Below are 26,995 nucleotides of genomic sequence, written 5' to 3' on the forward strand. Positions count from 1 at the left end.
CCGATGCCGACGCTGACGCCGATGCCGATTCTGATGCCGACGCCGACGCCGATACTGATGCCGACGCCGATGCCGATTCTGATGCCGACGCTGACGCCGATGCCGATTCTGATGCGGATGCCGATTCTGATGCCGACGCTGACGCCGATGCAGATGCCGACGCCGACGCAGATAGCGATGCCGACAGTGATGCTGATGCCGATAAAGATCATAATGACAAAGCAGATAAATCAAATAGTAAAGAATTGCCTGATACTGGTAATGAAAATCAAACTAATGGCACATTATTTGGTTCATTATTCGCTACACTTGGTGGATTATTCTTAGTGGGCAGACGTCGTAAAAACAAAAATAATGAAGAAAAATAATAGGTAGACTTCATATTTACACAATGAAATTTAAAACCAGGCCTTCTATGGCCTGGTTTTATTTTAAATACTATGATATAAATTAATGGAAATAGGATAAATATTTATAAATAAGGAGGAAACTATGGATTTTGAATATAAATTAGAAAATTTATTAACCGAAGTAAATGATAAAAGCGAAATTAATAATTATGTTTTTATAAGTTTGGGTAAACCTAACATCAAAGCCCAAGTTAAATTAATCAAAAAAACTAATTATCTTAAGCAAGATATTTCGAAATTAGCACTTAAATTTAAAAAGAAGACAGGTCAGTTTCCAGAGTGGATTAAATTAGATATTGTTACGTCAACAGAAAAAGTTCTATTTAAAGAATTAAAAAAAGAATTGATTAATACAAGACGTAATTATGTGGATTTTGGTATAGCATTTGATAGTCAATGGAATCTAGCAGTGTTACCTGAAGAAATTAATGCGAATGCTTTTGTTCGACCAGATAATTCTACTAAAGAATTATTTCTTTCTGAAAAAAATATTAATAATTATTTACGTAAATATACGACTAATAAAAAGGCATTTTCTAGTGAATTTTATAATGAAAAAGAAGTTGTTAAATTTTATACACATGGTTTCTTCATAGGTAATGAGAAAGTATATGAACTATACAGCAACGGTTATAGAAAAGGTTTAAGAAAAGTAGACCATTTAGAGAATGAAATTGATCAATTAATTGAAAGTAGCACTAATTTTTTACAGAATATGTTGTTAGATAATGGTAAGTATATTTATGGATATTTCCCACATTTTGATAATGAAATTGGATTTTACAATATTTTAAGACATTCATCTTCTACATATGCGTTAATAGAAGGATTAGCCTATTTAGGCAAAAGTTTACAACCTGTTGAAAAGGCAATTGATTATGTTATTTCAAATCAATTACTTGAAGTTGAAGATAAAGCATATATCTATGATGATACGGAAGATGCTAATGAAATTAAATTAGGGCAAAATGCTTCATTTATATTCGCTATATGTGAATATTTAAAATATGAGAATAATCCTAAATATCTTGAAGCTGCTCAAAAAGTAGCGAAAGGTATTCTTTCAATGATTGATGAAGATACGTATGAAACGACGCACTTATTGAATTATCCTGATTTAAGCGTAAAAGAGAAATTCAGAATTATTTATTATGATGGTGAAGCTGCGCTTGCTCTGTTGAGACTATATCAAAGAGATAATAATAAAGTATGGTTGAAAACTGTAGAAAATTTAATGAATCGTTTCATTGAGAAGAAATATTGGCAATATCATGATCGTTGGCTAGGTTATTGTACAAATGAATTAATTCAAATTAACCCTCAAGAAAAATATTTTGAATTTGGTATAAAAAATGTGAATACGTATCTAGATTATATTAAAAATCGTGAAACTACTTTCCCAACATTCTTGGAAATGTTAATGGCTACTTATAGATTAGTACAAAAAGCCAAAGAAACTGGTTATGGGGAATTAGTAAATCATTTGATAGATGAGCAATATTTAAAAGAAGTTATTGATATTAGAGCAGATTATCAAAGAGTTGGCTTCTTTTACCCTGAAACTGCAATGTACTTTAAAAATCCATCTAGAATTTTAGGAAGTTTCTTTATTAAACACCATGGTTATCGTGTCCGTATTGATGATATTGAGCATTATCTATCAGGGTATGTACAGTACCAAAAGGCATTCAAAGGGTAGGTAGTGATTATGCTAACAATTGGAAATATTTATCATATTATAGGTGGAGAGTTAAAGGGTGCTCATAATGGCGAAACAAATGAAATAGATGATTTTGAGACAATCTATAAATTTGTAAAAAACAAAAAGACTGCGTATTTTTGGCACTGAACCCCTTAAATGGGAACTTAATAAAAACACTATGCTCTAGGCTGCTAATTCTCTGTATTTTACAGGGGATAAGTAGCCTAGTTTTTGTTGAATTCGATTATTATTATAGTTTTTAATGTACTTTTCGACAATATCTATTACAATGTGATTAGGGCTATTAAGCTCATTGTTTATGTAGAAAGTTTCAGACTTTAGTGAGGAATGGAAACTTCTATCGGGGCGTTATCGGCAGGTGTTCCCTTTCGGGACATACTTCTGATAATGCCTTTTTCTTCGCATAATTGATAATAAGCATAGGATGTATAAACACTACCTTGATCACTATGTAATATACAATCCTCAGGTATATCGATCTGATTTAATGTATCATTAACTAAACTTTGGTCTTGTTTATCACCTATTTTATACGCTACAATTTCTCCGTTATAAATATCCATTATCGAAGATAAATACAACATAGAATGACCAAATGGTAAATAAGTAATATCGGTTGTTAATACTTCCATGGGACGACTCGCTTTAAATTGTCTTTGTAATAAATTGTCTGTTTTATAATATGGTTTACCTATTCTTGTCGTCTTTTTAGGTCTAACTCGGCAGTTCAATTGATGCTCCTGCATAATTCTCTGTACTCTCTTATGATTAATTGGTGATGTATAACACTGATTAATCAAAGCTGTAATCTTACGATAACCGTATGTATAGTGATTAGCTTCACATAATTCAATGACTTTTTGTGTTACGGTATCATTTTTATGGGTTTTGTTTTTCCATCGGTAATATGTTGATTTAGATATGTTTAATACTTCTAGTATCAATTTGATTGAATATTTTACTTTTAATTGCTCCACTAAATCTATGATTACTGCTGGTACCACTTCCTTTCCAATGCCTTGTACTTTTTTAAAATATCCAATTCTATATCTTTTCTCTTATTTTCTAATTTTAATCGTTCTACTTCTGATAATTCCTCTAATCCTTTACCGTAGGTATATTGTTTTCCAATGTGTTGTGAAAATCTATAACTTTCATCATTTCGATACCATCGCCACCAAGTTTCCACTTGTGTTCTATTTTTAATATTTAATTCTTTCATAATTTCTTTTGTCGAAAAACCAGCTATTTTCATTTCAACTGCTTTATACTTTGTTTCTACTGAATAAGATACTCTTTTCATAGAAAAAACACCTCCGTATGATTCATTTTAATATGAATTCAACGAAAATGTTTTTATATAATTCCCACTAATTGGGGTCAGCCCATTTTCTCCAAATAAAGAAATTGCTTTAATTATAACCAAAGATAATATTGCCAATAAACAAGAAATATTTAATTTTCATTTATTCAAGCCCTTGTGATAACGCTTACAAAAAATATGATAAAATATCATAGTAAAGTAATTTTTCTTACAAAGGGTGGGGGCTGAAATGAAGAAATACAGATACTTTATTATTACGATGATCATTATTATGACAATGATTAATTACATTGACAGGGGCGCGATTTCATACGCACAAAAGGATATTATCAGTGAATATGGCTTTGATACAATCGCTTGGGGTAAAATTCTAGGCTACTTTGGTTATGGCTATATGCTTGGATCACTGATTGGTGGATTAACAGCTGATAAGAAGGGGCCAAAGTTTGTTTGGATTATCGCTGGTACAGCATGGTCAATAGCTGAAATGGGAATGGCATATGCTGGAGAGATAGGTATGGCAATTTTCGGAGGTTCAGCGTTAGTAGGGTTTGGATTGCTTAGAGTACTATTTGGTGTTGCAGAGGGTCCGGTATTCTCAATTATTAGTAAGACAAACGCGAACTGGGCTGCGCCTAAAGAACGTGGATTATTATCAGCACTTGGACTTATAGGCGTGCCGCTTGGTGCATTAATTACTGCTCCGATTGTTTCTGGTTTCTTGACGATTGCGAGCTGGAGATTATTATTCATGATTTTAGGTGCATTAGGCTTAGTATGGGTAGTCATTTGGGCATTTGTATTTACTGATTATCCCGAAGATAATAAGCGTGTTTCCGAAGCAGAATTGAAAGAAATTCGTTCGACGGAAGATAGTTTAAATGTAGAAAAGACAGTTGAAACGGAAGATATTAAGGATGAAAAGTGGTACCATTTCTTTAAAAGTCCGACATTGGTTGGTAATATGTTTGGGTATTTTGGTTTCCAATATGTTAACTTTTTAATTTTAACTTGGACACCAAAGTATCTACAAGATGAGTATCATTTTGAAATTCATTCACTTTGGTATTTAGGTATGGTGCCGTGGATTGGAGCATGTTTCACGATTTATTTTGGCGGTCATATATCTGACTGGTTACGTCATAAAACGGGGAATTTACGTATCGCCCGTTCATATTTTGCGATCGCTGGCATGATTTGTGCAGCAATTTGTTTCTTAATCATTCCATTTACACATAGTATTGTCGCAATTATGCTTCTAATGATGATAGGAAATGCCTTCATTTTCTTACCTAATGGTGTGTACTGGTCTGTAATTATCGATACTGCACCGAATAAGACAGGTACTTATGGTGGTATAACACACTTCTTTGTTAACTCAGCGACTGTTATCGCACCGACATTAACAGGGTACCTTGTCGCAAGTTATGGTTACACTTCTATGTTTGTGTCAGCGGTTATAGCATCACTAATCAGTGTTGTAGCTATGTGCTTTGTTAAACCAGGTGAAAAGAAAATGGCGAAGCAATAATATATAAACATAAAACATGGCAGTTATCACACTCGAACGTGTGGCAACTGCCATGTTTGTTTATATATGTCAATTATTTTCTATATTTTAATTTCGCGAATGCATCATGTTGGTGGATAGATTCTTCATTACGACATTCAATATCAAAGCCTTCTATCCAATCAAATTCTACTAAGTCAGCAGCAATTAGACGAATTAAATCTTCGACGAAACGTGGATTTTCATAAGCACGTTCTGTCACACGCTTCTCATCCGGACGTTTTAAGATAGGGTATAATATTGAACTTGCATTTGCTTCCATAGCATCTAAAATTCGCTCTTTATAATCGTCTAGCACTTGATTATTTTTATCTAAATAAACTTTAACAGTGACAACGCCACGTTGATTATGTGCAGAATATTCACTGATTTCTTTTGAACAAGGGCATAACGTTGTTACAGTTGCTTCAATTGTAATTTCTTTACGTGTAATTTGGTCTTGTTCAATAGCTAAACCATAAGTTACATCGGCATTGCCTACTGCTTTAATATTTGTAACTGGACTGAAGCGGTCAAAGAACCATTTACCTGAAACATCAACACCTGCTGAATTCTGTTTCATATTCGTTTGTAATGTACGTAATACCTGATAAAGTGTATCGAAATTTAATTCTAAGCCGTTGTTATAATGTTTCTCCACGCTTTCTAGAATACGGCTCATATTAATTCCTTTTTCATCCTTATTTAAACTCGTTGAGAAGCTAAAGCGCCCCGCTGTTTGGAAGCGATCGATGTTCACAGGATAAATTAAGTTTTTAATACCGACTTCTTCAATTTCAAATAAGAAATTTTTATGTGTGCTTTGTAAGTCAGTCATTTCATTTTTAGTTGTTGGTTTAGTACCTTCGATTGGGTCAACTGAGCCAAAGTGTTTCCAACGACCCTCACGTGTAGATAAATCAAATTCAGTCATTGTTTACCTCCCCTTAAGATTCAAAGTGATATGTCCAATATGGTTCGACGTCTAAGAAATTTTGCGTTTCGCCACCGACTTCTGGACTTGCTAATTGTTTTAAAAATGGACCAGTTTGAGATGCATGTGCTTCGAAAGCTTTCAATTTTAAATCTCGATATGCACGAATGTCATTTAATATATCTGGTTCGCCTAGTATGTCTGGTGCATCATTACTAAACGCTACAAGTTGTAATCGTGGTCGTTCATCCTTAGGCATTTGTCCTACGGTTCTTACTACAGCCTCGGCTGTTGCTTCATGATCGGGATGTACGGCAAATTTAGGATAGAAAGAAATAATCACTGATGGATTGGTTTCTTCAATCAAATTTTTTACCATGTCATCCATTTGTTCATGAGGCTCAAATTCAACTGTTTTATCACGTAACCCCATTTTACGTAAATCAGTGATGCCAATGATTTTCATGGCTTCTTCTAATTCACGCTCGCGAATATCAGGTAGTGATTCTCTAGTTGCAAAAGGAGGATTACCTAAATTACGTCCCATTTGTCCTAATGTTAGGCATGCGTAAGTGACAGGGATGCCCTTATCGATATAACTGGCAATCGTTCCAGCTGATGAGAAGGTCTCATCATCAGGGTGTGGAAATATCATTAACACGTGTCTTTCATCTTTCATGAATAAACCTCCTCTATACTGTAAATGGCTTTTCACTGATTTCGATTGTGGCAGCCAATTGTCCTTCGTAGTTAAATCCTGCGATTAAAAATTCATTGTTGTCATTGATTTCATAATGCGTTAGCCCTTGAACGTAAACCCAACCACCATCGCGGAGTTTTAGACCAACTCTATAAGGGTCTTTCTCTCCACCTTTAAGTTGTGCATGTTCATACGTGACTTGTATATTCCTTAAAAAAGTTCCCGCATTAAAGACACGTTGATCGAAATGGTTCGCATACGCACCATTAGTCGTTTCAACGTGTAGGTATACAGGTTTATTTTCGAATGATGTTAATAATTGTTGTACTTCTTCAGCGTTAATGGGTTCCAACACTTTCACTCCTTGCAACCATACAATATGTTTATCTATTTATTTTACTAAAAAGATGGGACTAATTGTACATCTCTGCTCAATTTATTCAGAAAAAATGGTAATTATACCTTTAAATAGTTGAATTACTGTAAGGGCTTTTATAAAAAATAAGATAAAAGTTTGATGAAGTTATATCGTTTAAAAAGATAGAAGACGGGTAGACTAATAAATGTGAAAGATAAAACTAAGAACTGAAGATATATGACTTTAGTTACGAAAGGATGTTTGCATTGGAATTACAATTAGCAATCGATTTATTAAATAAAGAGGAAGCAGCAGAGTTAGCTAAAAAAGTTGAGGAATATGTAGATATCGTAGAAATTGGTACACCAATTGTTATCAATGAAGGTTTACCGGCAGTTCAACATTTAAATGAAAATATTAATAATGCTAAAGTGTTAGCAGACCTTAAAATTATGGATGCAGCAGACTACGAAGTAAGCCAAGCCATTAAATTTGGTGCAGATGTAGTTACCATCTTAGGTGTAGCTGAAGACGCTTCAATTAAAGCAGCAGTTGAAGAAGCGCATAAACATGACAAACAATTATTAGTTGATATGATTGCAGTTCAAGATTTAGAAAAACGTGCGAAAGAATTAGATGAAATGGGTGCTGACTATATTGCAGTACACACGGGTTATGACTTACAAGCTGAAGGTCAATCTCCATTAGATAGCTTACGCACTGTTAAATCTGTAATTAAGAATTCTAAAGTAGCAGTAGCTGGCGGTATTAAACCAGAAACAATTAAAGACATCGTAGCAGAAAACCCTGATTTAGTCATTGTTGGTGGCGGTATTGCTAATGCAGATGACCCTGTTGAAGCAGCAAAACAATGTCGTGAAGCGATTGAAGGTAAATAAGCATGTCTCAATTTACAAATTATAAATTAATTCTTGAAGAATTAGACCGTACATTATCACACGTACAAGACGAACAGTATGATCGTTTTGCTAATGATGTGAATGGTGCGCAAAGAATATTCACTGCCGGCAAAGGGCGTTCAGGTTTTATGGCGAATAGTTTCGCAATGCGATTGAATCAATTAGGTAAAGACGCATTTGTCGTAGGTGAATCAACAACGCCATCTATTAGAGAACATGACTTGTTTGTGATTTTGTCTGGGTCAGGTTCAACTGAGCATTTACGTTTATTAGCTGAAAAGGCACAATCAGTAGGTGCTAAAGTTGTATTATTAACAACAAACCCTGATTCTCCGATTGGCGACTTAGCGGAAACAGTTATTGAATTACCTGCAGGTACAAAATATGATGTTGAAGGTTCTGAACAACCGCTAGGCAGTTTATTTGAACAATCCTCATTATTATTCTTAGATAGTGTTGTATTAGGATTGATGGAAACCTTTAATATTAATGAAGAAGAAATGCAAAATAATCATGCTAATTTAGAATAAATAAATATTTGAGGACTGGGATATTAAAAAATGTCTCAGTCCTATTTTTATATAAATAGGAATATTAAAAAGAGTTTAGAAATTTAGCTACAAATGAATGTAACAAGTATATATAATAAATAGTGTATTATGTATATATTTAAATATTAATTTTAATATCAACTATGTAAAATACTTATAAAAATTAGTTTTAATTAACTAAAGAATGAAATGAATTTAATGTGATTTTTAACAATAGATAATGAATCATTACTAAAGGCGATAGGATGAGGGAAATGGTATATAATAAAAAGTTAATTGAACAGTTATTAGAAGGATATTGGTATCGAAAACCCCAAGATGGATGGTATGTAGATAATATTGATATTAATAAACAACAAATAAAGAATTATAGTCATGATGGCTATAAAACACTATTTATAGCGATAGATTCAGAGACTTGGCACAGAGGTTCTGGAAATACTGGGATTTATGCAGGTTGGAATGATACACATCAAAATTTGAAAGAATATGAGACGTATATGAGTGGTGTTATTGCACGCCGTCCTATTGAAGATTTAAATGAGAATATTCCGCAATTCATCATGAATGATACATATAGTGCGATACGCAAGTTAGGGCAATTTTCTTACGAAGTATTTAAGGGGAAAACGATTGAAATTACTGGAACAGCAGGTAAATCTACTTGTAAATCTTTATTAAAAGAGTTATTAAGTGAAAATTATTCTGTTAATGCGACAAGAGGTAATCATAACACTAGAACTGGAGTTCCTCTAACTATTGCAAATGCTATAAATCAACCAGACTATTTAGTATTAGAAGTTGCAGTGTCAAGTTTATGGATGAGAAATGGTGGGATTGCTAAGACATTCGTTCCAGATATTGCAATGATTACATCGATTGATGGTGGGCAGGAGAAAAATGCTCATGAAATAGCAGTATTAAAATCAAAAATTGCTGAAGGAATGAATCATTTAGGGAATGTAGTGGTTAATCGAGATATGAATGAGTATGAAACTGTTGTTCAGACAGTAAAACAATACAATAAAAATATTATTACTTATGGTTTTAATAAGGATTCAGATGCTTATGTAATAAGATATGAAGAATTTAAATTCCATTCACACGTAGATGCTTATATTATGGGAGAAAACATATCATTCGATACACAATTGTCAGGAGAAGCAATGATTCAAAACATTGTAGGTGCATTAACAATCATTAAACTGTTAGGAATATCTTGTCAAAGTGTACTTTCTCGTTTAGAACAATATAAGCCTAATATGGGGGTACAGAATTTTGAGGAATATACCACAAAGAGTGGCGATAATTTTACATTAATTAACGATGCTTGGAATGCTATGGGAATCTCTATACTTGAAGGTATTCGAGTATTGAAAAAAAGTCTAAATTTTACAAAGGTAAAACGATAGCGGTATTAGGACGAATTATAGGTTTGGATCCACAAGAAGCTAAAAGACAACATGAACTTATAGCCGATGAACTCATTAAAGCAAATATTGACATTGTATTTGGTCATGGTAAAGAAATGAAATATGCTATGAAAAAATTACCTAAAGAAATTATTGGAGGTTATTATGAAAATGCAGATCAATTAGCAATTGAAGTTGCTAATATCATTCAGAATGATGACTTAGTTTTAATTAAAGGTTCTGTTAGAAATAGTGATTTTAAGAATGTTAAGAGTAAAATTATTTCATATACAACAAATGGAGTACAGTTTAAGTTAACAAATACAATACCTAGTAATGGTTATGGTGTTGCTACATATAATGTTAAGTCAGGAATAAAAGTTGCAAGTATCGGTAAACAAGATGTAGTTCAAAATCAAGGAATTGGCGGAATATTGTTAATTAATCATATCTTAGATTTAATCTTTGCCAATCAACTAGAGTTGCATCAAACTTATAAGCCCGATAGACAAGCAATTAGAGAAAGTTTAAATTCTAGAGCGATTCCCTTGAAGCAAAATGATGAAATTACTTTAAATGATTTATTGTCTGCTGCAATTGTTACATCTTCTCCTAATGCAATTTTGATGTTGGCAAATACTGTTAAAGGTTCGAATAAAGAAAGTTTAGAAGTAATTAAAAAATCTGCACAAATGATTGGTGCTCATTCAGAAAGTGCGCTTAATATTACTGGTAGACGTATTAAAGGTAAACGTCAGCATTTAACGCTAGAGGATTTATATTTAGCAAGTAAATTACTCTTTAATAAATATCCATTCATTAAAGATATTTTATCAAGAAATAATTATGTATTTAAAAATAAACTTTATAAATCAGAATCAAATTTATTTAGTTATGGAATTGCTTCACATGGGATTTTTTATGGACAAGAACATTCAATAGGAGCAATATTATCAAAAATCGATGGTGAAGAGTATATAACTGTAGTTATTGGGGCGCGAGATGCGTTCCACCGAGATGCATTGATTTACAATTCCATTATGCAAGTTACTCAAAATGGACTACAATCTTCAGAAAGTGAAACAATTAGTGAAAATCGGGATACACCATATACCATCAATATCATAGGTGACACATATTTCGGAGAATTTTATACAGAAAGACGTCGACGTAAAGGTATTGATGACGCCTTAACATTGAAAAATCGACATTACAGTTTTGAGGGTATTCGTGACATTTTAGAAAAAGGAGATTTTAATGTTTGTAATTTCGAAGCAGCAATTTCCGACGATAAAAACGATTATCTGAAACAAAGAAAGCCATTTGTTTTAAATGCTTCTGAAGTACATACAGTTGAAACACTAAAAAAAGAAAATATACAATTAGCTACGTTAGCCAATAATCATTTAATGGATTGTGGTGTAGAAGGGTTAGAACGTACAGTGAATCATTTTAATTTAAATGGAATTTCAACAATTGGTGCAGCTATAAATCAGAATGAAGCAGAGAAACCATTTAATATTATAGTTAACAATCAAAATTATGCGATATTTAATGCATATTGGTATAGACGACCAATGCATCGTGAATATGATTTTTATGCAATAGGTAATGAACCTGGAGTAGCATGTTTAAATCCCTTCTTATATGAAAAAATTCGTGAAATGAAAGATAGTGGATCCAAAGTGATTGTTATCGCACATTGGGGTGTCGATTTCGGGAGTGTTCATGCTAAACAACGAGAATATGCAAAAATGTTGCAACAGGCTGGGGTAGACCTAATTATTGGCCACGGCGCACATATGATGCAAAAAATTGAATATATAAATGATACGACTGTAGTGTATAGTATTGGTAATGGTGTATTTAATAGTAATGGGGAATATGACCAAAGATATGTACCACCATATAGTTTTATAGCACAATTAATTATAAGTTCTAATAATCAATTGAAACTAAAGCTATATCCGATTTATGGGAATAATCTAGAAACGTTCTGGCAACCACGCTTTCTTACTGAATTAGAATTTAATCATTGTAGAAAAATGTTGGAGCAATATAGTGGAAAGCTAGATATCATTAATGGTCGAGATGATCATTTTTACTTTGAAGTACCATTAAAAATTAATTAAATTAGCTTTTAAATTTTATTAACCTTCCTTATGCAATTTTGGAAGGTTTTTTATAGTGTGATTTATAGCGCAATACAAATTTTCATTTAAATATAAGAGAATTTAACTTGAATAAATGTTAACATAATATAAAAATAAGTTAACATTAAAGGTCGAAAGAGGTCATATGATGCTAGAAATTTTAAAGCGACTTGAATATTACGCTCAAGTACAACCACAGTCTATTGCGCTTCAAATTGATGATGAAAGATTAAGTTATGAGACGTTATACCAAAATATATGCGACTACACGTTGACGTTGCCAATGTTTCAAAGTGGATGTAGGGTAGGCTTGTTGAGTGACTCGCCTATAACGAATATGACTAATTATTTTATTGTTTTAATGATGGGCGGTTTGCCGTGCTTTATAGATGTCAAGTGGACGCAAGCAACAATTGATGAACTCATAGAGACGTATCACATTGAATATATCGCCACAGCTATCGCCAACTTTAAACCGACTGTATCGTATGGGACATATGATCAATATATAAATGAACAAGCGAAGGTAGAACATATACTACATATTGGCTTCACCTCAGGAACTACAGGGCTACCTAAGGCATATTATCGAAATGAACTTTCATGGATTGCATCATTTAAAGAAAATGAAGCATTATTACTTAACCAGGAAAAAATTTTAGTTGCGCCTGGTCCACTCGCGCATTCATTATCATTGTACACTTGCATCTACGCGCTTTATTCGGGAAGAACATTTATTGGACAAAGACAATTTAACACATATCGCTTGATACCAATATTAAGGCAACAATATTCCAATATAGCGTTATTTCTTGTGCCAACAATGTTACATCAATTATTAACTACTGAATCGAAATTAACATGTATTACATCTATATTGTGTAGTGGTTCGAAATTATCAGAACCATTGTTTAAAGCAGTGACACAACAGTATGAACACGCCAACATCATTGAGTTCTTTGGAACATCGGAAGCAAGCTTTATTACATATAACTTTAATCAAACAGCGCCAACGCATTCGGTCGGACAGGTGTTTTCGAATGTTTCAATTCAACTTAAAGAACAAGATGAACGACACATTGGATTGTTAAAGGTTCAAAGTAATATGACTTATTCAGGCTATGTTAATGCTGGAGTGGTGCAACCTCAAAGTTGGATAGAGACAGGTGATTACGCCTATGTAAAAGATAAGTATCTCTATTTAGTGAGTCGCCAAAGTGATCGCCTTATTATTGGAGGTAAAAATATATATCCCAGTGTGATAGAGCAACAAGTAAAATTATTAGATGGAATTGAAGAAGCGGTTGTTATTGGTGAACCACATCGTCAGTTTGGTGAAATTGCTGTATTAATCTATCTCGGAGATCGAGCACTCACATATGCAACGTTGAAACATTATTTACAACAAACGTTATCAAGGTATGAAATACCATCTAAGATTGTGAAAGTCAGTAAACTGCCTTTTACGAATAGCGGCAAGGTAGCACGGCGTAAAGTACAAGCACTTTATTTAAAGGGGGCATTTAAATCGTGAGAGAAGCAGTTATTGTGTGGGCTAAGCGGACACCATTTGGTAAATACGGAGGCATGTTGAAGCATTTAGAACCTGAAGCCTTATTGGTGCCACTTTTTCAAAATATCAAGGCAAGTTTTCCAGAAATTATAGATCAAGTGGATGATGTAGTATTAGGCAATGTGGTAGGCAATGGTGGCAATATTGCTAGAAAGGCAGTACTAGAGTCTGGCTTAAAGCATACTATTCCGGGTGTTACAGTGGACCGACAATGTGGTTCGGGACTTGAAAGCATCATCTATGCGTGTCGAATGGTGCAATGTGGAGCTGGACGCGTGTATATCGCAGGGGGTGTAGAAAGTACAAGTCGTGCGCCTTGGAAGATGAAACGCCCTCAGTCAGTATATGAATCACAGTTGCCACAATTTTATGAGCGCGCATCATTTGCACCTGAAGGGCAAGATCCAAGCATGATTGAAGCAGCTGAGAACGTGGCGCAACATTATAATATCTCTCGGCAGCATCAAGATGCATTTGCGGCACGAAGTCATCGATTGGCAACAACACATTTTAATAATGGTGATATACAATGTGAAATTCTCCCTTTAAAGGTTAAGGGGAAGTGGTTGTGTAAAGATGAAAGTTTGAAACCAACGTTAACTGAATCACGTTTGCAACGATTAAGACCGCTTATATCGAATGGTACAGTAACAGTTGGAAATAGCTGTATGAAGAATGATGGTGCTGGGCTAGCTTTAATAATGGATAAAGAAACAGCTATAGCATTAGGCTTGAAATATGGCATGGTGTTTAAAGATGCTGTTACAACAGGTGTGGATCCAACGTTACTAGGAATTGGACCAGTACCTGCAGTTTCACAATTATTAAAGAAACAGCAATTAAATATTGAAGATATCCAAGCGATTGAACTTAACGAAGCCTTTAGTTCACAAGTACTTGCATCCATAAATGAGTTGCATGCATGTATAGAGAAGGTAAATCAATGGGGTGGTGCGATTGCTACAGGACACCCATATGGTGCAAGTGGCGCAGCATTAGTTGCTAGACTATTAAACTTGCCTAAGTGGCAGTTAGGAATTACTACGATGGGCATAGGAGGAGGTATGGGTAATGCAATTCTCTTTGAAAAGTGGAACCAGTGAAAGGATAACAATTGAATTTCATGAGCATGATGTGCGTCGTTATTGTAATGTAATTGGTATGGCGTATGGTGGCATCGTTCCACCATTAATGTGTGCTAAACTATGGCCTAAATTTAAAATGTTCCAAGTTTTCAAGGGGAAGCCGATACGACTAGTCCGTACTAATGTTGAGAAATTTGAAAATTTAGAAAGTGACATGCAATATTGTGCATATTTAACGTATAAAAGTTGTGATAAAATAAAACAATTTAACCGTTTTATCTTTAAATTAGAAATTAATAAAAATAATAAAACTTGTATGATTATCGAACAAACATTTATTTCTGGGGAGGGAATATATGGTTTTTAATAAGGAGTTGGTAGACGAATATTTAAAAATTGTTGATGATGAAAATCCAATTCATAGCGATATTGTACCAGGACAGCTCATCGTTGAAAAGGTATTTTCAATGTTAGATCAACACTGGGATAAATATAAAATTAAATACCTTGAAAGCATTGGTATCAATGAGTTTGTGGTATTTGAAGTTGTTGGAAAGAATAAAATTATTGTTTCGAATAAATCAGGTGGGGTAAAACTAGTTATAATTAGAAATTGATAAAAATATTATTTTCTAATTATAACTTTTTTTGCTTTTATTAAAATTTTGAAAGCGTGTACATAAGAATATTGTTAAATTCTGTAATATGAATAATATTGTATTTTTGAAATTAATATAATTTTTAGTAATTTGACAACATTCATTAGGTCTGTATAATTATGTAACATAAACAAAAGGAGTGTTACAGGTCATGGATTTTAAAAAAGATAGAATTAACATGGTCGATGGGCAAACAGCGAAGAAAACAGTGTTTGCTACAGGTATTGGTAACGCCATGGAATGGTTCGACTTTGGTGTCTATGCGTACACTACAGCGTATATCGGTGCGAATTTCTTTTCACCGGTACAGAACCCACAAATTCAACAAATATTTACATTTGCCGCATTAGCAATTGCGTTCCTATTACGACCAATAGGCGGGATCGTATTTGGTATTATTGGTGACAAATATGGACGTAAAGTTGTATTAACTACAACAATTATTTTAATGGCTTTATCAACATTAACGATTGGTATTTTACCAAACTATGATGCGATAGGCTTATGGGCACCAGCGCTCTTGCTACTTGCTAGAGTGTTACAAGGTTTCTCTACTGGTGGGGAATATGCAGGTGCGATGACTTACATTGCTGAAATTTCACCAGATAAAAAACGTAATAGTTTAGGTAGTGGTCTTGAAATTGGTACACTATCGGGTTATATTGCTGCTTCTATTATGATTGCATTATTAAGCTTCTTCTTAAGTGATGCACAAATGGAAGCTTGGGGTTGGAGAATTCCATTTATCTTAGGATTATTCCTTGGTTTATTTGGACTGTATTTACGTCGTAAGTTAGAAGAATCTCCAATTTATGAAAATGATGTACAAGCACCAGAACGTGACGATATAGGATTCTTTACAATTATTCGTTATTACTTTAAAGATATCTTAGTATGTTTCGTAGCAGTTGTCTTCTTCAATGTAACTAACTATACAGTGACTGCCTACTTACCGACATACTTAGGACAAATTGTTAAGATTGACCAAACGACAACAAGTGTATTAATTACTTGTGTTATGGCAATTATGATTCCATTAGCTTTATTCTTCGGTAAATTAGCAGATAAAATTGGTGAGAAGAAGGTATTCTTAATTGGTACTGGTGGTCTGACATTATTAAGTATCGTTGCGTTTAGTTTATTAAATACGCAATCATTACCATTTATTATCCTTGGTGTGTTTATTTTAGGTTTCTTCTTATCAACATATGAAGCAACAATGCCTGGTTCATTACCAACAATGTTCTATACACATATTAGATATCGAACATTGGCGGTAACGTTTAACGTTTCCGTTTCATTATTCGGAGGTACGACACCTTTAGTGAACTCATGGTTAGTTGAATCAACTGGTAATATTTACGCACCAGCGTATTATTTAACAGCAATTAGTATTATCGGCTTTATTGTGATTGCAGTTCTACATGTAAGCACTGCCGGTAAATCACTTAAAGGATCTTATCCTAATGTTGATAATAAAAAAGATTTACAATTTTATGAATCAAATCCTAAAAAAGCATTATGGTGGATTAAGACTAAGAAAAATAAAAACGCATAGTAAAATCACATAACGCATTGATGCAAACGTGCATCAATGCGTTTTATGATTTATTCAGATTGCAACGGAAAAGCACATGCCCAAAAATATAGCGTCAATGTTAGTAAAGCTTAAAGATACGCTCTAAGCTTCCAAGGGGGGACAATCCTTGTCTAACATTGACGCTATTTAAATAAGGTGAGTTTAGGAATGATTAATGACTTTTAAAGTTACTCAATAGTATTAGGGGGCATAAGAACTTTTAAGTCAATTTTGGGAATAATTCATCTGTTTGAATTCTCAATTTGGAAAACACTTTTACTGTACTTCGTGTTGTACAAATGACTTAATAACTTAGTTTCATGTTATCAAGGTCATTTTCTAGTAGAGAGAGCAATTTATAGATTTCATTCTTGTTAAACGTTTCATCAAATTTTACCGTAATTGTCTTGAAGGTTTTCGTAATGATTTCGTACATTGGGATACCATTCTCTATATTTTGCTTGTAGATAATCATGATGTGTAATTCCTCCTTTGTCTCTCTACACTTAATATAGTAAAGCAATTTTAAAATAAAAACATGAGCCCAAGGTACCAACTTTGGATACAACGTATAGCCTATCACTTTCTACGACTTAATACCTAGAATTTATAATAAGCCTAAATTAATGTGAATGACTTTAATAAAAATACCTCCTCAATAAATGATCTTAAAAAAGACTTTATTGAGGAGGTTAGTTTGAGTTAATAAAAATTAAGTGTTTACTATTATACTTCTGTTACCTCTACATCGATGTGTTCAACGCGGTTATATGCGCCGTGATCTACAGGACCTACGAAGTCGTTCATTTTCCAACCGTTTTTAATTGCTGAAGCAACAAATGCTTTCGCACTAATCACAGCTTCTTTAGGTGATTTGCCATTTGCTAGGTATGCTGTTGTAGCAGCTGCAAACGTACAACCTGCACCGTGGTTATAGCTTTGTTGGAACATGTCTGTAGTTAATTGATAGAATGTGTTGCCATCATAGTATAAGTCGTAAGATTTATCTTGATCTAATGCTTTACCACCTTTAATAATAACGTGTTGTGCACCTTGATTGAAGATGATTTCTGCTGCTTTTTTCATGTCTTCAATAGAAGTTAATTTACCTAAACCAGAAAGTTGACCAGCTTCAAATAAGTTAGGTGTGACAACAGTTGCTTTAGGTAATAAATGTTCGATCATTGCGTCAGTATTTCCTGGGTTAAGTACTTCATCTTCCCCTTTACATACCATAACAGGGTCGACTACGAAATATTGTGCACCTGATTGTTCAAATGCTTCACCAGCACGTTTAATGATTTCTTGTGTACCTAACATGCCTGTTTTAACTGCATCTGGACCAATTGAAATTACTGTTTCTAATTGTTTTTCGAATAAATCCATTGGAAGAGGTGTCACATCATGTGACCAAGTTTCTTTATCCATCGTTACAACAGCAGTTAAAGCGACCATGCCGTATGTGTCTAATTCTTGAAATGTTTTAAGGTCAGCTTGCATACCAGCGCCCGCACTTGTATCTGAACCTGCAATTGTTAATACTTTTTTTAAAGCCATGTACATTCACTCCCGACAATTTCTAATCTATGTCTAATCATAGCATGTTTATCGGACAACGTGCTAGCTTGAAGTAATGGATGAAATCAATAACTTATAAGGTGCGCATTATGTTAAAATATGGCTTGAGGTGAAAGCGATGGAATGGTCAGAAATATTTCACGATATTACGGAACGACACGATTTTACAGAGATGCATGATTTTTTAGAAAAAGAATATACGACGCAAATTGTCTACCCAGATAGAGAAAATATTTATCAAGCCTTTGATTTAACACCATTTGAAAATGTAAAAGTAGTGATATTAGGTCAAGATCCTTATCATGGTCCAAATCAAGCGCATGGTTTAGCGTTCTCGGTACAACCCAATGCTAAGTTCCCACCATCATTAAGAAATATGTACCAAGAATTAGAAGATGATATTGGATGTCACAGAACATCACCCCATTTACAAGATTGGGCACGCGAAGGCGTCTTATTACTCAACACCGTTTTAACGGTACGACAAGGCGAAGCACATTCTCATAAAGATATTGGATGGGAAACATTTACAGATGAAGTCATTCAAGCGATTTCGAAACAACGTGAGGATGTTGTGTTCATATTATGGGGGAAACCTGCACAACAGAAGATTAAATTAATTGATACATCCAAACATTATATTATTAAATCACCACATCCAAGTCCTTTATCGGCGTATCGCGGATTTTTTGGTTCTAAACCATATTCAAAGGCGAATGATTATTTAATAAGTAAAGGTAAAACACCTATAAATTGGTGTGAGAATGGGGAGGTTTAAATGAATAAAGCACAAGTAATTCAGTTGATTGAACAGGAATTAGTGCAAGCTGATGAGGCGACGAATGCGCAACAATTTGAGAAACATATGTATGCAATCCATACACTAACGTCGATCTATGCCAATGGTGACAGTAAGTCGGTGTCTTCTAAGACGCAAAGTCAAGATTTTACCAATACGGTGACGCCGTCATTTTCAAAGGTAAATCAAAGTTCCAATACATCAACGTCACAAGATAAATCTAAAGTGACAGCTGCAGAAATCGAAGCGATGGGTGGAACAGTTCCAAATACCATGAAATCGACACAGAATAATCACTTACCGTCTAATACGATGATCACGGACGATGAAATCGGTAATGGGGAATCCATATTTGATTTTTAAACTGAATAAGGAGAATGAAGAGATATGATGAAATTGTTTATAATACTAGGTGCGTTATGTACGATGATGTCAGTTGGTACTGGGGCGTTTGGTGCGCACGGACTTGAAGGTAAATTATCAGATAAATATATGTCAGTTTGGGAAAAAGCGGTAAATTATCAAATGTACCATGGATTAGGATTAATCATTATTGGCGTGATTAGCGGTACAACATCTATTAATGTGAATTGGGCAGGCTGGCTACTCTTTCTAGGTGTCGTGTTCTTTAGTGGTTCATTATATATTCTAGCTTTAACACAAATCCGCATTTTAGGAGCGATTACACCTATTGGTGGCGTATTATTTATTGCAGGTTGGCTTATGCTGATCATTTCTACATTTAAATTTGTAGGGTAAGATTTAATATGATTTAAAGCCTTTATGTGATTGAATTTAAGTAGATAAACACTTATATTGTATCAATACTATAGATTGAATAACTCACCTTTGGGGTATATAGCATACTTGAGGTGAGTTTATTTTATGAGCAAAAATAATAAAAATCAGAATATAGATCGAGGCGATTTGAAACAGAACCTCTCTGAAAAATTTGTCTGGGCGATTGCTTATGGTTCATGTATTGGTTGGGGTGCCTTCATTTTACCTGGAGATTGGATTAAGCAATCTGGGCCAATTGCGGCATCTATCGGTATCGTTATTGGTGCATTATTAATGATACTTATTGCAGTGAGTTATGGCGCTTTAGTAGAGCGATTTCCAGTTTCAGGGGGCGCCTTTGCATTTAGTTATTTAAGTTTCGGAAGATATGTTAGTTTCTTCTCGTCATGGTTTCTAACATTTGGCTATGTATGTGTGGTTGCACTTAATGCGACTGCGTTTAGTTTATTAGTGAAATTTCTACTTCCTGATTTGCTTAATAATGGGCGGTTATACACGATTGCAGGATGGGATGTTTACATAACTGAAATCATTATTGCAACAGTATTGTTACTTGTGTTTATGTTTGTAGCCATTCGTGGTGCAAGTGTATCTGGTTCATTACAATATTACTTTTGTGTAGCTATGGTCATCGTTGTTTTACTGATGTTCTTCGGCTCATTCTTTGGTAATAATTTTGATTTTAATAATTTACAACCATTAGCCAATCCAAGTACTGGATGGTTTACATCTATTATTATGATTGTGGCGGTAGCGCCATGGGCTTATGTTGGGTTTGACAACATTCCCCAAACTGCGGAGGAATTTAACTTTTCACCAAATAAGACGTTTAAATTAATTGTTTATAGTTTGCTTGCAGCGTCATTAACTTATGTCGTTATGATTTTATATACAGGTTGGTTAAGTACGAATAGTGCAAGTTTAAATGGTAATTTATGGGTGACAGGTGCAGCAACACAAACGGCCTTTGGTTACATTGGTTTAGGTGTATTAGCTATAGCGATTATTATGGGTATTTTTACAGGTTTAAATGGCTTCTTAATGAGTGCCAGTCGATTACTCTTCTCGATGGGGCGTTCTGGAATTATGCCAACTGCGTTTAGTAAATTACATTCTAAGTATAAAACGCCTTATATTGCGATTATCTTTTTAGTAGCTGTAACTTTAATTGCGCCTTGGTTAGGTCGTACGGCATTAACATGGATTGTTGATATGTCGTCAACAGGTGTATCGATTGCTTATTTTATTACATGTTTATCTGCTGCTAAGTTATTTAGCTTTAATAAAGAAAGCAATACGTATGGGCCTGTCTATAAGACATTTGCCATTTTAGGTTCGATTGTATCGTTTATCTTCCTTTTATTATTATTAGTTCCTGGTTCACCGGCGTCACTGTCAATGCCGTCTTATATTGCGTTAGGCGGATGGCTAGTGATAGGATTGATTTTCTTTGTGATTCGCTATCCTAAATTAAAGAACATAGATAGTGATGAATTAAGTCGATTAATTTTAAATCGTTCTGAAAAAGAAGTTGAGGATATGGTAGACGATACCTATAAATCATAGAGTGAAAAAACGTTCAATTTAAAAAGCGCGGGACATAAATAATATAATGAAGCTAGTTTGCAAATTCGCAGTAGCTGACTGAACTGAGAAGGCGCTTTAATCAAGCTTTTCTCAGTTCTAGTCATCCTTGCGGGGGTGGGACGACGAATTTAAAAGAATTCTGTCCCACTCCCTTCTAATATCATAAATATAATCAAAGACGTTAAATTCTTTTTCGTGTTCTTGCAAATCCAGATAATATAATTTTAGAAATTTGGTCTGCAAATAATAAGCCAAGTGCAATGGCACCTGCAATCAGTGTGACTTCAAGCATTGTATTAATCGCTTTACTAAAGTCTAATAGCACCAAGTTTTTAGTTGCATCAAATGCAAGGCCACCTGGAACAAGTGGAATGATGCCAGGTACCATGAAGATAATTGCCGGCTCTCTCTTTGTACGAGCCATATAATGACTAATTAAACCTAGTGCTAAACTACCAAAGAAACTTGAATAAATGGTATGTACATTTAACCCTTGAAAGAAGAGAATGTAAACCATCCAACCACAGGCACCTACAAACCCACATGAAAGATAGAGCTTTCTAGGTGCGTCGAAGATCACACAGAAAAATAGTGAAGCGGTATAACTAAAAATTAAGTTTAATATCCAAAACATTCATTCCCACTCCTAAACTAAAATTAATACTGAGCCAACGCCAGCGCCAATACCAAAAGCGGTGACAAGTGCTTCTAAGGATTTCGTTGTAAACATAAGCATATGGCCACCAAATAAGTCTTGTATGGCATTGGTTATAAGCACCCCGGGAACGATTGGCATAACAGAGGCGATAATTATGGTTGCGAGGTCTCCGGTAGGTAATAAGTGATGTCCCAGTACCGATATAATACCGATAACAAGCGATCCTAGAAATTCTGGAATGAATTGCGCATGTAAGCGTCTATCTAAAATTTCAACGACAAGATAGCCTAAGCCACCGGCTAATAGTGCTGTGATAACATCGATCAGTTTACCATCTTGTAAGTACAAGAAACTAATCGCGATAATAGCCGCAGCAATCCCTTTAAATAATAAGCTACTATCTCGTTTAGCAACATATATATTTTCAAGCTTTAGTTTAGCTTCTTCAAGTGTAATAGCACCTTTAGTTATTAAACGTGAAATTTCGTTTGTTTGTGAAATTTTAATGAGATTGGTATCACGTGAGTTAATTCTAAAAATTCGAGGATAAGATTCGTTGTGTAATGTAAATTGAATGACAGTATTAGTGACAAAGCTATTACTTTCAGAATAGCCAAGTTTACGCGCAATACGAGTCATCGTATCTTCAACACGTGTTCCTTCTGCACCCGATTCTAATAATATACGTCCAGCCATCATGACGACGTCTTTGATTAATTTTTCATCTGCATTTTCATGTATTTGTGTATTATCCATTTCATCACCATTCGTTAAGATGTATTCATAATTATAGTCAATCAATCTGAGATATTAAAGCTATTTAAACTTATGTTGTCATATTAAAACTACTAATTCATTTAAAGTCATACGTTTATAGTAAGTTGTTATAAACATGCGTGAAGGCATTATTGAATGTATGTCGTTAGGAGATTTACTAAAAAGTAAGTTGGCATTCAATGACTACAACGCATACGCCATTCTGCACAATGAAGACAGTATACCATTAAAGTAGTCGAGATAAATCAAAGCGTGTATATTAATCAAAATAGTATAAAGTTGCAATATTTTTAAACTGAAAACGATATAGAAACTCATTCTATAATGTTTCAAAATATTACAATTTGGTTAAATAATAATTAGTTAGCAATTTATGAGTCATATTGGGTAGCGACAATATGACCATGATTGTTAATGTTCAGAGTAGTAATTAAGTTCTCCCAAAACGCATACTACACTATAATAGCCTGAGACATCGCATGTGTCTCAGGTTGTTTTTATTGTGGACTTGTGCACGACTTTACTAGACTATAGTATTTCCCTAAATGGTCGTCGATTAAACTATGATTAGACGAATCATAGTGAATATTTCAGTTCGATATCATAATGTTAATGGGAGTATTTAAAACGGAGTTCTATCTTTAATAAATAAGAAGTTGGGAGCGGGACAGAATTCATTTGAATTCGTCGTCCCACTCCCGCAAGGATGACTAGAACTGAGAAAAGCATGATTTAAGCGCCTTCTCAGTTCAGTCAGCTACTGCGAATTTGCAAAATAGCTACATTATATTATTTATGTCTCAGCCTCAACAAGTTATACATAAACAAGTAATAAAATGACTTAACAATAGATTAAATAGCGAAGAAGTGTTCGAAATCATCTGTTGTTAAGATATGACCAATGTAGAACCCACCAAATTCACCATATCTAGCGGTTGTTTCGTCAAAACGCATTTCATATACAATCTTCTTGAATTGTAGTACATCGTCTGAGAATAGCGTTACACCCCATTCAAAGTCATCGAAACCAACTGATCCAGTGATAAATTGTTTGATTTTACCTGCATATTGTCGACCAATCATACCATGGTTATACATTAATTTTTTACGTTCTTCCATTGGTAACATATACCAGTTGTAAGTTTCGTTACGACGTTTATCCATTGGGTAAAAACAAATATATTCTGTTCTAGGTAATTCAGGATATAATCTTGCTCTAATATGTGGATTTTGATATGGATCTTCATCCGATTTACCTGCTAGATAATTACCTAATTCAATAACTGATACGTATGAGTAAGTTTGAATTAAGAAATCAGCAATACGAAGTTTATTGAATTCATTCTCAATCTCATTTAATTCTTTCATTTCCGGACGTAAATACCATAATAATATGTCGGCTTTTTGACCAGTAATATTATATAGTGCATAGTCACCGGCTTGTTGTTCTCTGGCGCTAGCTTTATCGTTAATGAATGTCTTGAATTCATCAATCATTGCTTCACGTTCGTCCTCAGGCACTAGTCTGAATGTTGCCCAATCAACAGCATAGAATAAATGAAGACTGTACCAACCATCTAAAGTTTCAGCTGCTTCACTCATGTGTATCGCTCCTTCGAAAATTGATTATTATTGTTTAATACAGACTAAATTTTATCATAAAGAGAATTAGTAAACATACTTAAATGATTACAAATTAGTGAAATGGAAATATCAATACAAATACAGTATAATTAGGTTGCAAAATATTATTATGAAATTATTTAGGAGGGCATTATGTCTAGTTTATTAGATGTATTACAAGAGAAACTTTCAGGAAAAAATGTCAAAATCGTATTACCTGAGGGTGAAGATGAGCGTGTGTTAACAGCTGCTACACAATTACAAGCAACTGACTATGTAACACCTGTCGTTTTAGGTGACTATGACAAAATTAATTTATTAGCTAAAGACAAAGGATTAGATGTTTCAGATATCGAAATTATCAATCCATCTACAAGTGAACTCAAACCAGAATTAGTTAAATCATTCGTTGAACGCCGTAAAGGTAAAGCGACTGAAGAACAAGCTGAAGAATTATTAAATAACGTTAACTATTTCGGTACAATGTTAGTTTATGCTGGTCATGCTGACGGATTAGTAAGTGGTGCTGCGCATTCAACTGGAGATACTGTTCGCCCTGCATTACAAATCATTAAAACAAAACCAGGCGTATCTAAAACTTCTGGTATCTTCTTTATGATTAAAGATGACCAACAATATGTATTTGGTGACTGTGCAATCAATCCAACATTAGAATCATCTGATTTAGCAGAAATCGCTGTTGAAAGTGCGAAATCAGCTAAAAGTTTCGGCATGGACCCACGTGTTGCGATGTTAAGTTTCTCAACTAAAGGTTCAGCTAAATCTGACGATGTTGATAAAGTTGCAAATGCAGTTAAATTAGCTCAAGAAAAAGTAGAATCTGAAGGCTTAACAGATGTTGTCATTGATGGTGAATTCCAATTTGATGCTGCCATTGTACCTTCAGTAGCAGAGAAAAAAGCACCAGGTGCTAAAATCCAAGGTAATGCAAATGTCTTTGTATTCCCAAGCTTAGAAGCTGGTAACATTGGATACAAAATTGCGCAACGTTTAGGTGGATTTGACGCAGTTGGTCCTGTATTACAAGGTTTAAACTCACCTGTTAACGACTTATCACGCGGTTGCTCAACTGAAGACGTTTATAAATTATCAATCATTACAGCTGCTCAAACATTACAATAATGGATTTAGCAAGCAAGTACTTTAATGATATTGATTGGCGCTATGTAGATCATTCATCTGGTTTAGCGCCAATGCAATCATTTGCTTTTGACGATACGTTTTCAGAAAGTGTAGGTAAAGATTTATCATGCAACGTGGTTAGAACGTGGATCCACCAACATACAGTTATTCTTGGTATCCATGATTCTCGCTTGCCATTTCTTAAAGATGGTATTCGATATTTAACGGATGACATTGGTTATAATGCCATTGTGAGAAACTCAGGTGGCCTTGGCGTTGTGTTAGATCAGGGTGTGTTAAATATTTCTCTTATTTTCAAAGGTCAAACTGAAACGACCATTGATGAAGCATTTACAGTGATGTACTTATTGATTTGTAAAATGTTCGAAAATGAAAATGTAGAGATTGATACACGTGAAATTGAGCATTCATACTGCCCAGGTAAATTCGACTTAAGCATAGACGGTAAAAAGTTTGCCGGTATTTCACAACGACGTGTTCGAGGTGGTATTGCAGTTCAAATATACCTTTGCGTTGAAGGTTCAGGTTCAGAACGTGCAGAAATGATGCGAGTCTTTTATGAACATGCGCTAAAAGGTGAAGTAACTAAATTTAAATATCCAGATATTCAACCTGAATGTATGGCATCACTTGAAACACTCCTTGGACGAGACATTAAAGTGCAAGATGTGATGTTTCAACTATTGCATGCGATTAAAGATTTAGGTGGTAATCTGAATATGGATCCCATCACAGAAGATGAATGGTCACGTTATGAAGGTTATTTCGACAGAATGATAGATCGTAATGAGAAGATGAATCGTTCAATAGAAGAAAATTAAGCGTGAAACAACTTTTAAAATAAAAAATTTGATACAGTTAAAGGAGACTTTCTATTACTTTTATATAGTTTAGAAAGTCTCCTTTTCATTTGAATAAATGTAAAGTTTAGTGGAATTATATATCAAATTTATTATAAATTGCTATATTCCTATTACTTTTTATAGTAATATAGTTTAGGTGGATTAATATAAAAACAATGTATATTGCGTGTCATCATCATGCGCAGAGAGTGGGTTCAAACCGCGGAATGGATCTA

26 protein-coding genes and 1 pseudogene are annotated in these 26,995 nt (G+C 34.1%); 18 read left to right on the plus strand and 9 right to left on the minus strand.

Features of this window, described 5'->3' with window-relative positions; genetic code table 11:
- Nucleotides 1-368: LPXTG cell wall anchor domain-containing protein (locus KA878_RS10445; protein ID WP_210142157.1), on the plus strand; the 368-nt coding region annotated here is incomplete at its 5' end.
- A 124-nt stretch (nt 369-492) separates the two neighbouring features.
- Nucleotides 493-2,109 carry a prenyltransferase/squalene oxidase repeat-containing protein gene (locus KA878_RS10450; RefSeq protein WP_193839713.1) on the plus strand — a complete coding sequence of 539 codons (1,617 nt, stop codon included), beginning with the start codon at nt 493-495 and terminating at the stop codon, nt 2,107-2,109.
- 186 nt (nt 2,110-2,295) lie between these two features.
- On the opposite strand, the pseudogene KA878_RS10455 reads toward KA878_RS10450, so the two are convergent.
- Nucleotides 2,296-3,436 (minus strand): annotated as a pseudogene (locus KA878_RS10455) (IS3 family transposase).
- A 250-nt stretch (nt 3,437-3,686) separates the two neighbouring features.
- Between KA878_RS10455 and KA878_RS10460 the strand changes: the two are divergent.
- Nucleotides 3,687-4,988, plus strand: coding sequence for an MFS transporter (locus tag KA878_RS10460; RefSeq protein ID WP_193839712.1), 1,302 nt, complete (start codon nt 3,687-3,689; stop codon nt 4,986-4,988).
- Between the two features lie 73 nt (nt 4,989-5,061).
- Here the strand turns inward: KA878_RS10460 and folE2 are convergent, their stop codons facing one another.
- Genes folE2 through KA878_RS10475 form a run of 3 tightly spaced genes read right to left on the minus strand, consistent with a single transcriptional unit; the run spans nt 5,062 to nt 6,995 of the window.
- Nucleotides 5,062-5,940: a GTP cyclohydrolase FolE2 gene (folE2, locus tag KA878_RS10465; protein ID WP_053031353.1), complete on the minus strand. Its 879-nt coding sequence runs from the start codon at nt 5,938-5,940 to the stop codon at nt 5,062-5,064.
- Nucleotides 5,941-5,953: 13 nt separating this feature from the next.
- The gene (gene bshB2 / locus KA878_RS10470; RefSeq protein ID WP_193839711.1) at nt 5,954-6,619 is read right to left on the minus strand and encodes a bacillithiol biosynthesis deacetylase BshB2; all 666 of its coding nucleotides are present in this window, start codon (nt 6,617-6,619) and stop codon (nt 5,954-5,956) included.
- 13 nt (nt 6,620-6,632) lie between these two features.
- The gene (locus KA878_RS10475; protein WP_174841478.1) at nt 6,633-6,995 is read right to left on the minus strand and encodes a YojF family protein; all 363 of its coding nucleotides are present in this window, start codon (nt 6,993-6,995) and stop codon (nt 6,633-6,635) included.
- Nucleotides 6,996-7,264: 269 nt separating this feature from the next.
- Here KA878_RS10475 and hxlA point away from each other — a divergent pair, with 269 nt between their 5' ends.
- From hxlA to KA878_RS10515, 9 genes are all read left to right on the plus strand, one after another.
- Nucleotides 7,265-7,897, plus strand: a complete 633-nt coding sequence (gene hxlA / locus KA878_RS10480; protein WP_053031358.1) for a 3-hexulose-6-phosphate synthase — start codon at nt 7,265-7,267, stop codon at nt 7,895-7,897.
- A gap of 2 nt (nt 7,898-7,899) precedes the next feature.
- Nucleotides 7,900-8,448 carry a 6-phospho-3-hexuloisomerase gene (gene hxlB, locus KA878_RS10485; protein ID WP_193839710.1) on the plus strand — a complete coding sequence of 183 codons (549 nt, stop codon included), beginning with the start codon at nt 7,900-7,902 and terminating at the stop codon, nt 8,446-8,448.
- Nucleotides 8,449-8,723: 275 nt separating this feature from the next.
- The gene (locus tag KA878_RS14370) at nt 8,724-9,881 is read left to right on the plus strand and encodes a Mur ligase family protein (RefSeq protein ID WP_228480693.1); all 1,158 of its coding nucleotides are present in this window, start codon (nt 8,724-8,726) and stop codon (nt 9,879-9,881) included.
- Nucleotides 9,882-9,904: 23 nt separating this feature from the next.
- Nucleotides 9,905-12,013, plus strand: coding sequence for a CapA family protein (locus KA878_RS14375; protein ID WP_245336754.1), 2,109 nt, complete (start codon nt 9,905-9,907; stop codon nt 12,011-12,013).
- A 169-nt stretch (nt 12,014-12,182) separates the two neighbouring features.
- Nucleotides 12,183-13,568 (plus strand): long-chain fatty acid--CoA ligase, encoded by a 1,386-nt coding sequence (locus KA878_RS10495; RefSeq protein WP_193839709.1) that lies wholly within the window; start codon nt 12,183-12,185, stop codon nt 13,566-13,568.
- Nucleotides 13,565-14,710, plus strand: coding sequence for a thiolase family protein (locus tag KA878_RS10500; RefSeq protein ID WP_193839708.1), 1,146 nt, complete (start codon nt 13,565-13,567; stop codon nt 14,708-14,710). The genes KA878_RS10495 and KA878_RS10500 overlap by 4 nt, the downstream gene beginning before the upstream one ends.
- Nucleotides 14,679-15,059, plus strand: coding sequence for a protein VraC (locus tag KA878_RS10505; RefSeq protein WP_193839707.1), 381 nt, complete (start codon nt 14,679-14,681; stop codon nt 15,057-15,059). The genes KA878_RS10500 and KA878_RS10505 overlap by 32 nt, the downstream gene beginning before the upstream one ends.
- The gene (locus tag KA878_RS10510) at nt 15,049-15,309 is read left to right on the plus strand and encodes a hypothetical protein (RefSeq protein ID WP_193839706.1); all 261 of its coding nucleotides are present in this window, start codon (nt 15,049-15,051) and stop codon (nt 15,307-15,309) included. The genes KA878_RS10505 and KA878_RS10510 overlap by 11 nt, the downstream gene beginning before the upstream one ends.
- Nucleotides 15,310-15,502: 193 nt before the next feature.
- Nucleotides 15,503-16,909, plus strand: coding sequence for an MFS transporter (locus tag KA878_RS10515; protein WP_070854321.1), 1,407 nt, complete (start codon nt 15,503-15,505; stop codon nt 16,907-16,909).
- A gap of 325 nt (nt 16,910-17,234) precedes the next feature.
- Here the strand turns inward: KA878_RS10515 and vraX are convergent, their stop codons facing one another.
- Nucleotides 17,235-17,405 carry a C1q-binding complement inhibitor VraX gene (gene vraX / locus KA878_RS10520; protein ID WP_046309718.1) on the minus strand — a complete coding sequence of 57 codons (171 nt, stop codon included), beginning with the start codon at nt 17,403-17,405 and terminating at the stop codon, nt 17,235-17,237.
- Between the two features lie 251 nt (nt 17,406-17,656).
- On the minus strand, nt 17,657-18,487 hold the full coding sequence (gene thiD, locus KA878_RS10525; RefSeq protein WP_193839705.1) for a bifunctional hydroxymethylpyrimidine kinase/phosphomethylpyrimidine kinase: 831 nt from the start codon (nt 18,485-18,487) through the stop codon (nt 17,657-17,659).
- Between the two features lie 139 nt (nt 18,488-18,626).
- Between thiD and KA878_RS10530 the strand changes: the two genes are divergently transcribed.
- The 4 genes from KA878_RS10530 (at nt 18,627) to KA878_RS10545 (ending at nt 21,674) form a co-directional block, all read left to right on the plus strand.
- Entirely contained in the window at nt 18,627-19,286 is a 660-nt protein-coding gene (locus KA878_RS10530) for a uracil-DNA glycosylase (RefSeq protein WP_053031374.1), read from the plus strand.
- Entirely contained in the window at nt 19,287-19,670 is a 384-nt protein-coding gene (locus KA878_RS10535) for a DUF5327 family protein (RefSeq protein WP_193839704.1), read from the plus strand.
- Nucleotides 19,671-19,697: 27 nt separating this feature from the next.
- The gene (locus KA878_RS10540; RefSeq protein ID WP_161632370.1) at nt 19,698-20,066 is read left to right on the plus strand and encodes a DUF423 domain-containing protein; all 369 of its coding nucleotides are present in this window, start codon (nt 19,698-19,700) and stop codon (nt 20,064-20,066) included.
- A 126-nt stretch (nt 20,067-20,192) separates the two neighbouring features.
- Nucleotides 20,193-21,674, plus strand: a complete 1,482-nt coding sequence (locus KA878_RS10545) for an APC family permease (RefSeq protein WP_053031380.1) — start codon at nt 20,193-20,195, stop codon at nt 21,672-21,674.
- Nucleotides 21,675-21,876: 202 nt separating this feature from the next.
- On the opposite strand, the gene KA878_RS10550 is transcribed toward KA878_RS10545, so the two are convergent.
- The 3 genes from KA878_RS10550 to hemQ form a co-directional block, all read right to left on the minus strand.
- The gene (locus KA878_RS10550) at nt 21,877-22,329 is read right to left on the minus strand and encodes a threonine/serine exporter family protein (RefSeq protein WP_053031382.1); all 453 of its coding nucleotides are present in this window, start codon (nt 22,327-22,329) and stop codon (nt 21,877-21,879) included.
- Nucleotides 22,330-22,341: 12 nt separating this feature from the next.
- The gene (locus tag KA878_RS10555; protein WP_053031384.1) at nt 22,342-23,109 is read right to left on the minus strand and encodes a threonine/serine exporter family protein; all 768 of its coding nucleotides are present in this window, start codon (nt 23,107-23,109) and stop codon (nt 22,342-22,344) included.
- An 873-nt stretch (nt 23,110-23,982) separates the two neighbouring features.
- Entirely contained in the window at nt 23,983-24,732 is a 750-nt protein-coding gene (gene hemQ / locus KA878_RS10560; protein WP_193839703.1) for a hydrogen peroxide-dependent heme synthase, read from the minus strand.
- Nucleotides 24,733-24,906: 174 nt separating this feature from the next.
- Here hemQ and pta point away from each other — a divergent pair, with 174 nt between their 5' ends.
- Together pta and KA878_RS10570 are read left to right on the plus strand one after the other, a co-directional pair.
- Complete coding sequence (gene pta, locus KA878_RS10565) at nt 24,907-25,896, plus strand: phosphate acetyltransferase (RefSeq protein WP_053031388.1); 990 nt, start codon at nt 24,907-24,909, stop codon at nt 25,894-25,896.
- Nucleotides 25,896-26,738, plus strand: coding sequence for a lipoate--protein ligase family protein (locus KA878_RS10570; RefSeq protein ID WP_193839702.1), 843 nt, complete (start codon nt 25,896-25,898; stop codon nt 26,736-26,738). The genes pta and KA878_RS10570 overlap by 1 nt, the downstream gene beginning before the upstream one ends.
- Nucleotides 26,739-26,995: the final 257 nt, after the last annotated feature.

This window comes from Staphylococcus sp. GDY8P57P (assembly GCF_017892585.1).
GTDB lineage: Bacteria > Bacillota > Bacilli > Staphylococcales > Staphylococcaceae > Staphylococcus > Staphylococcus borealis.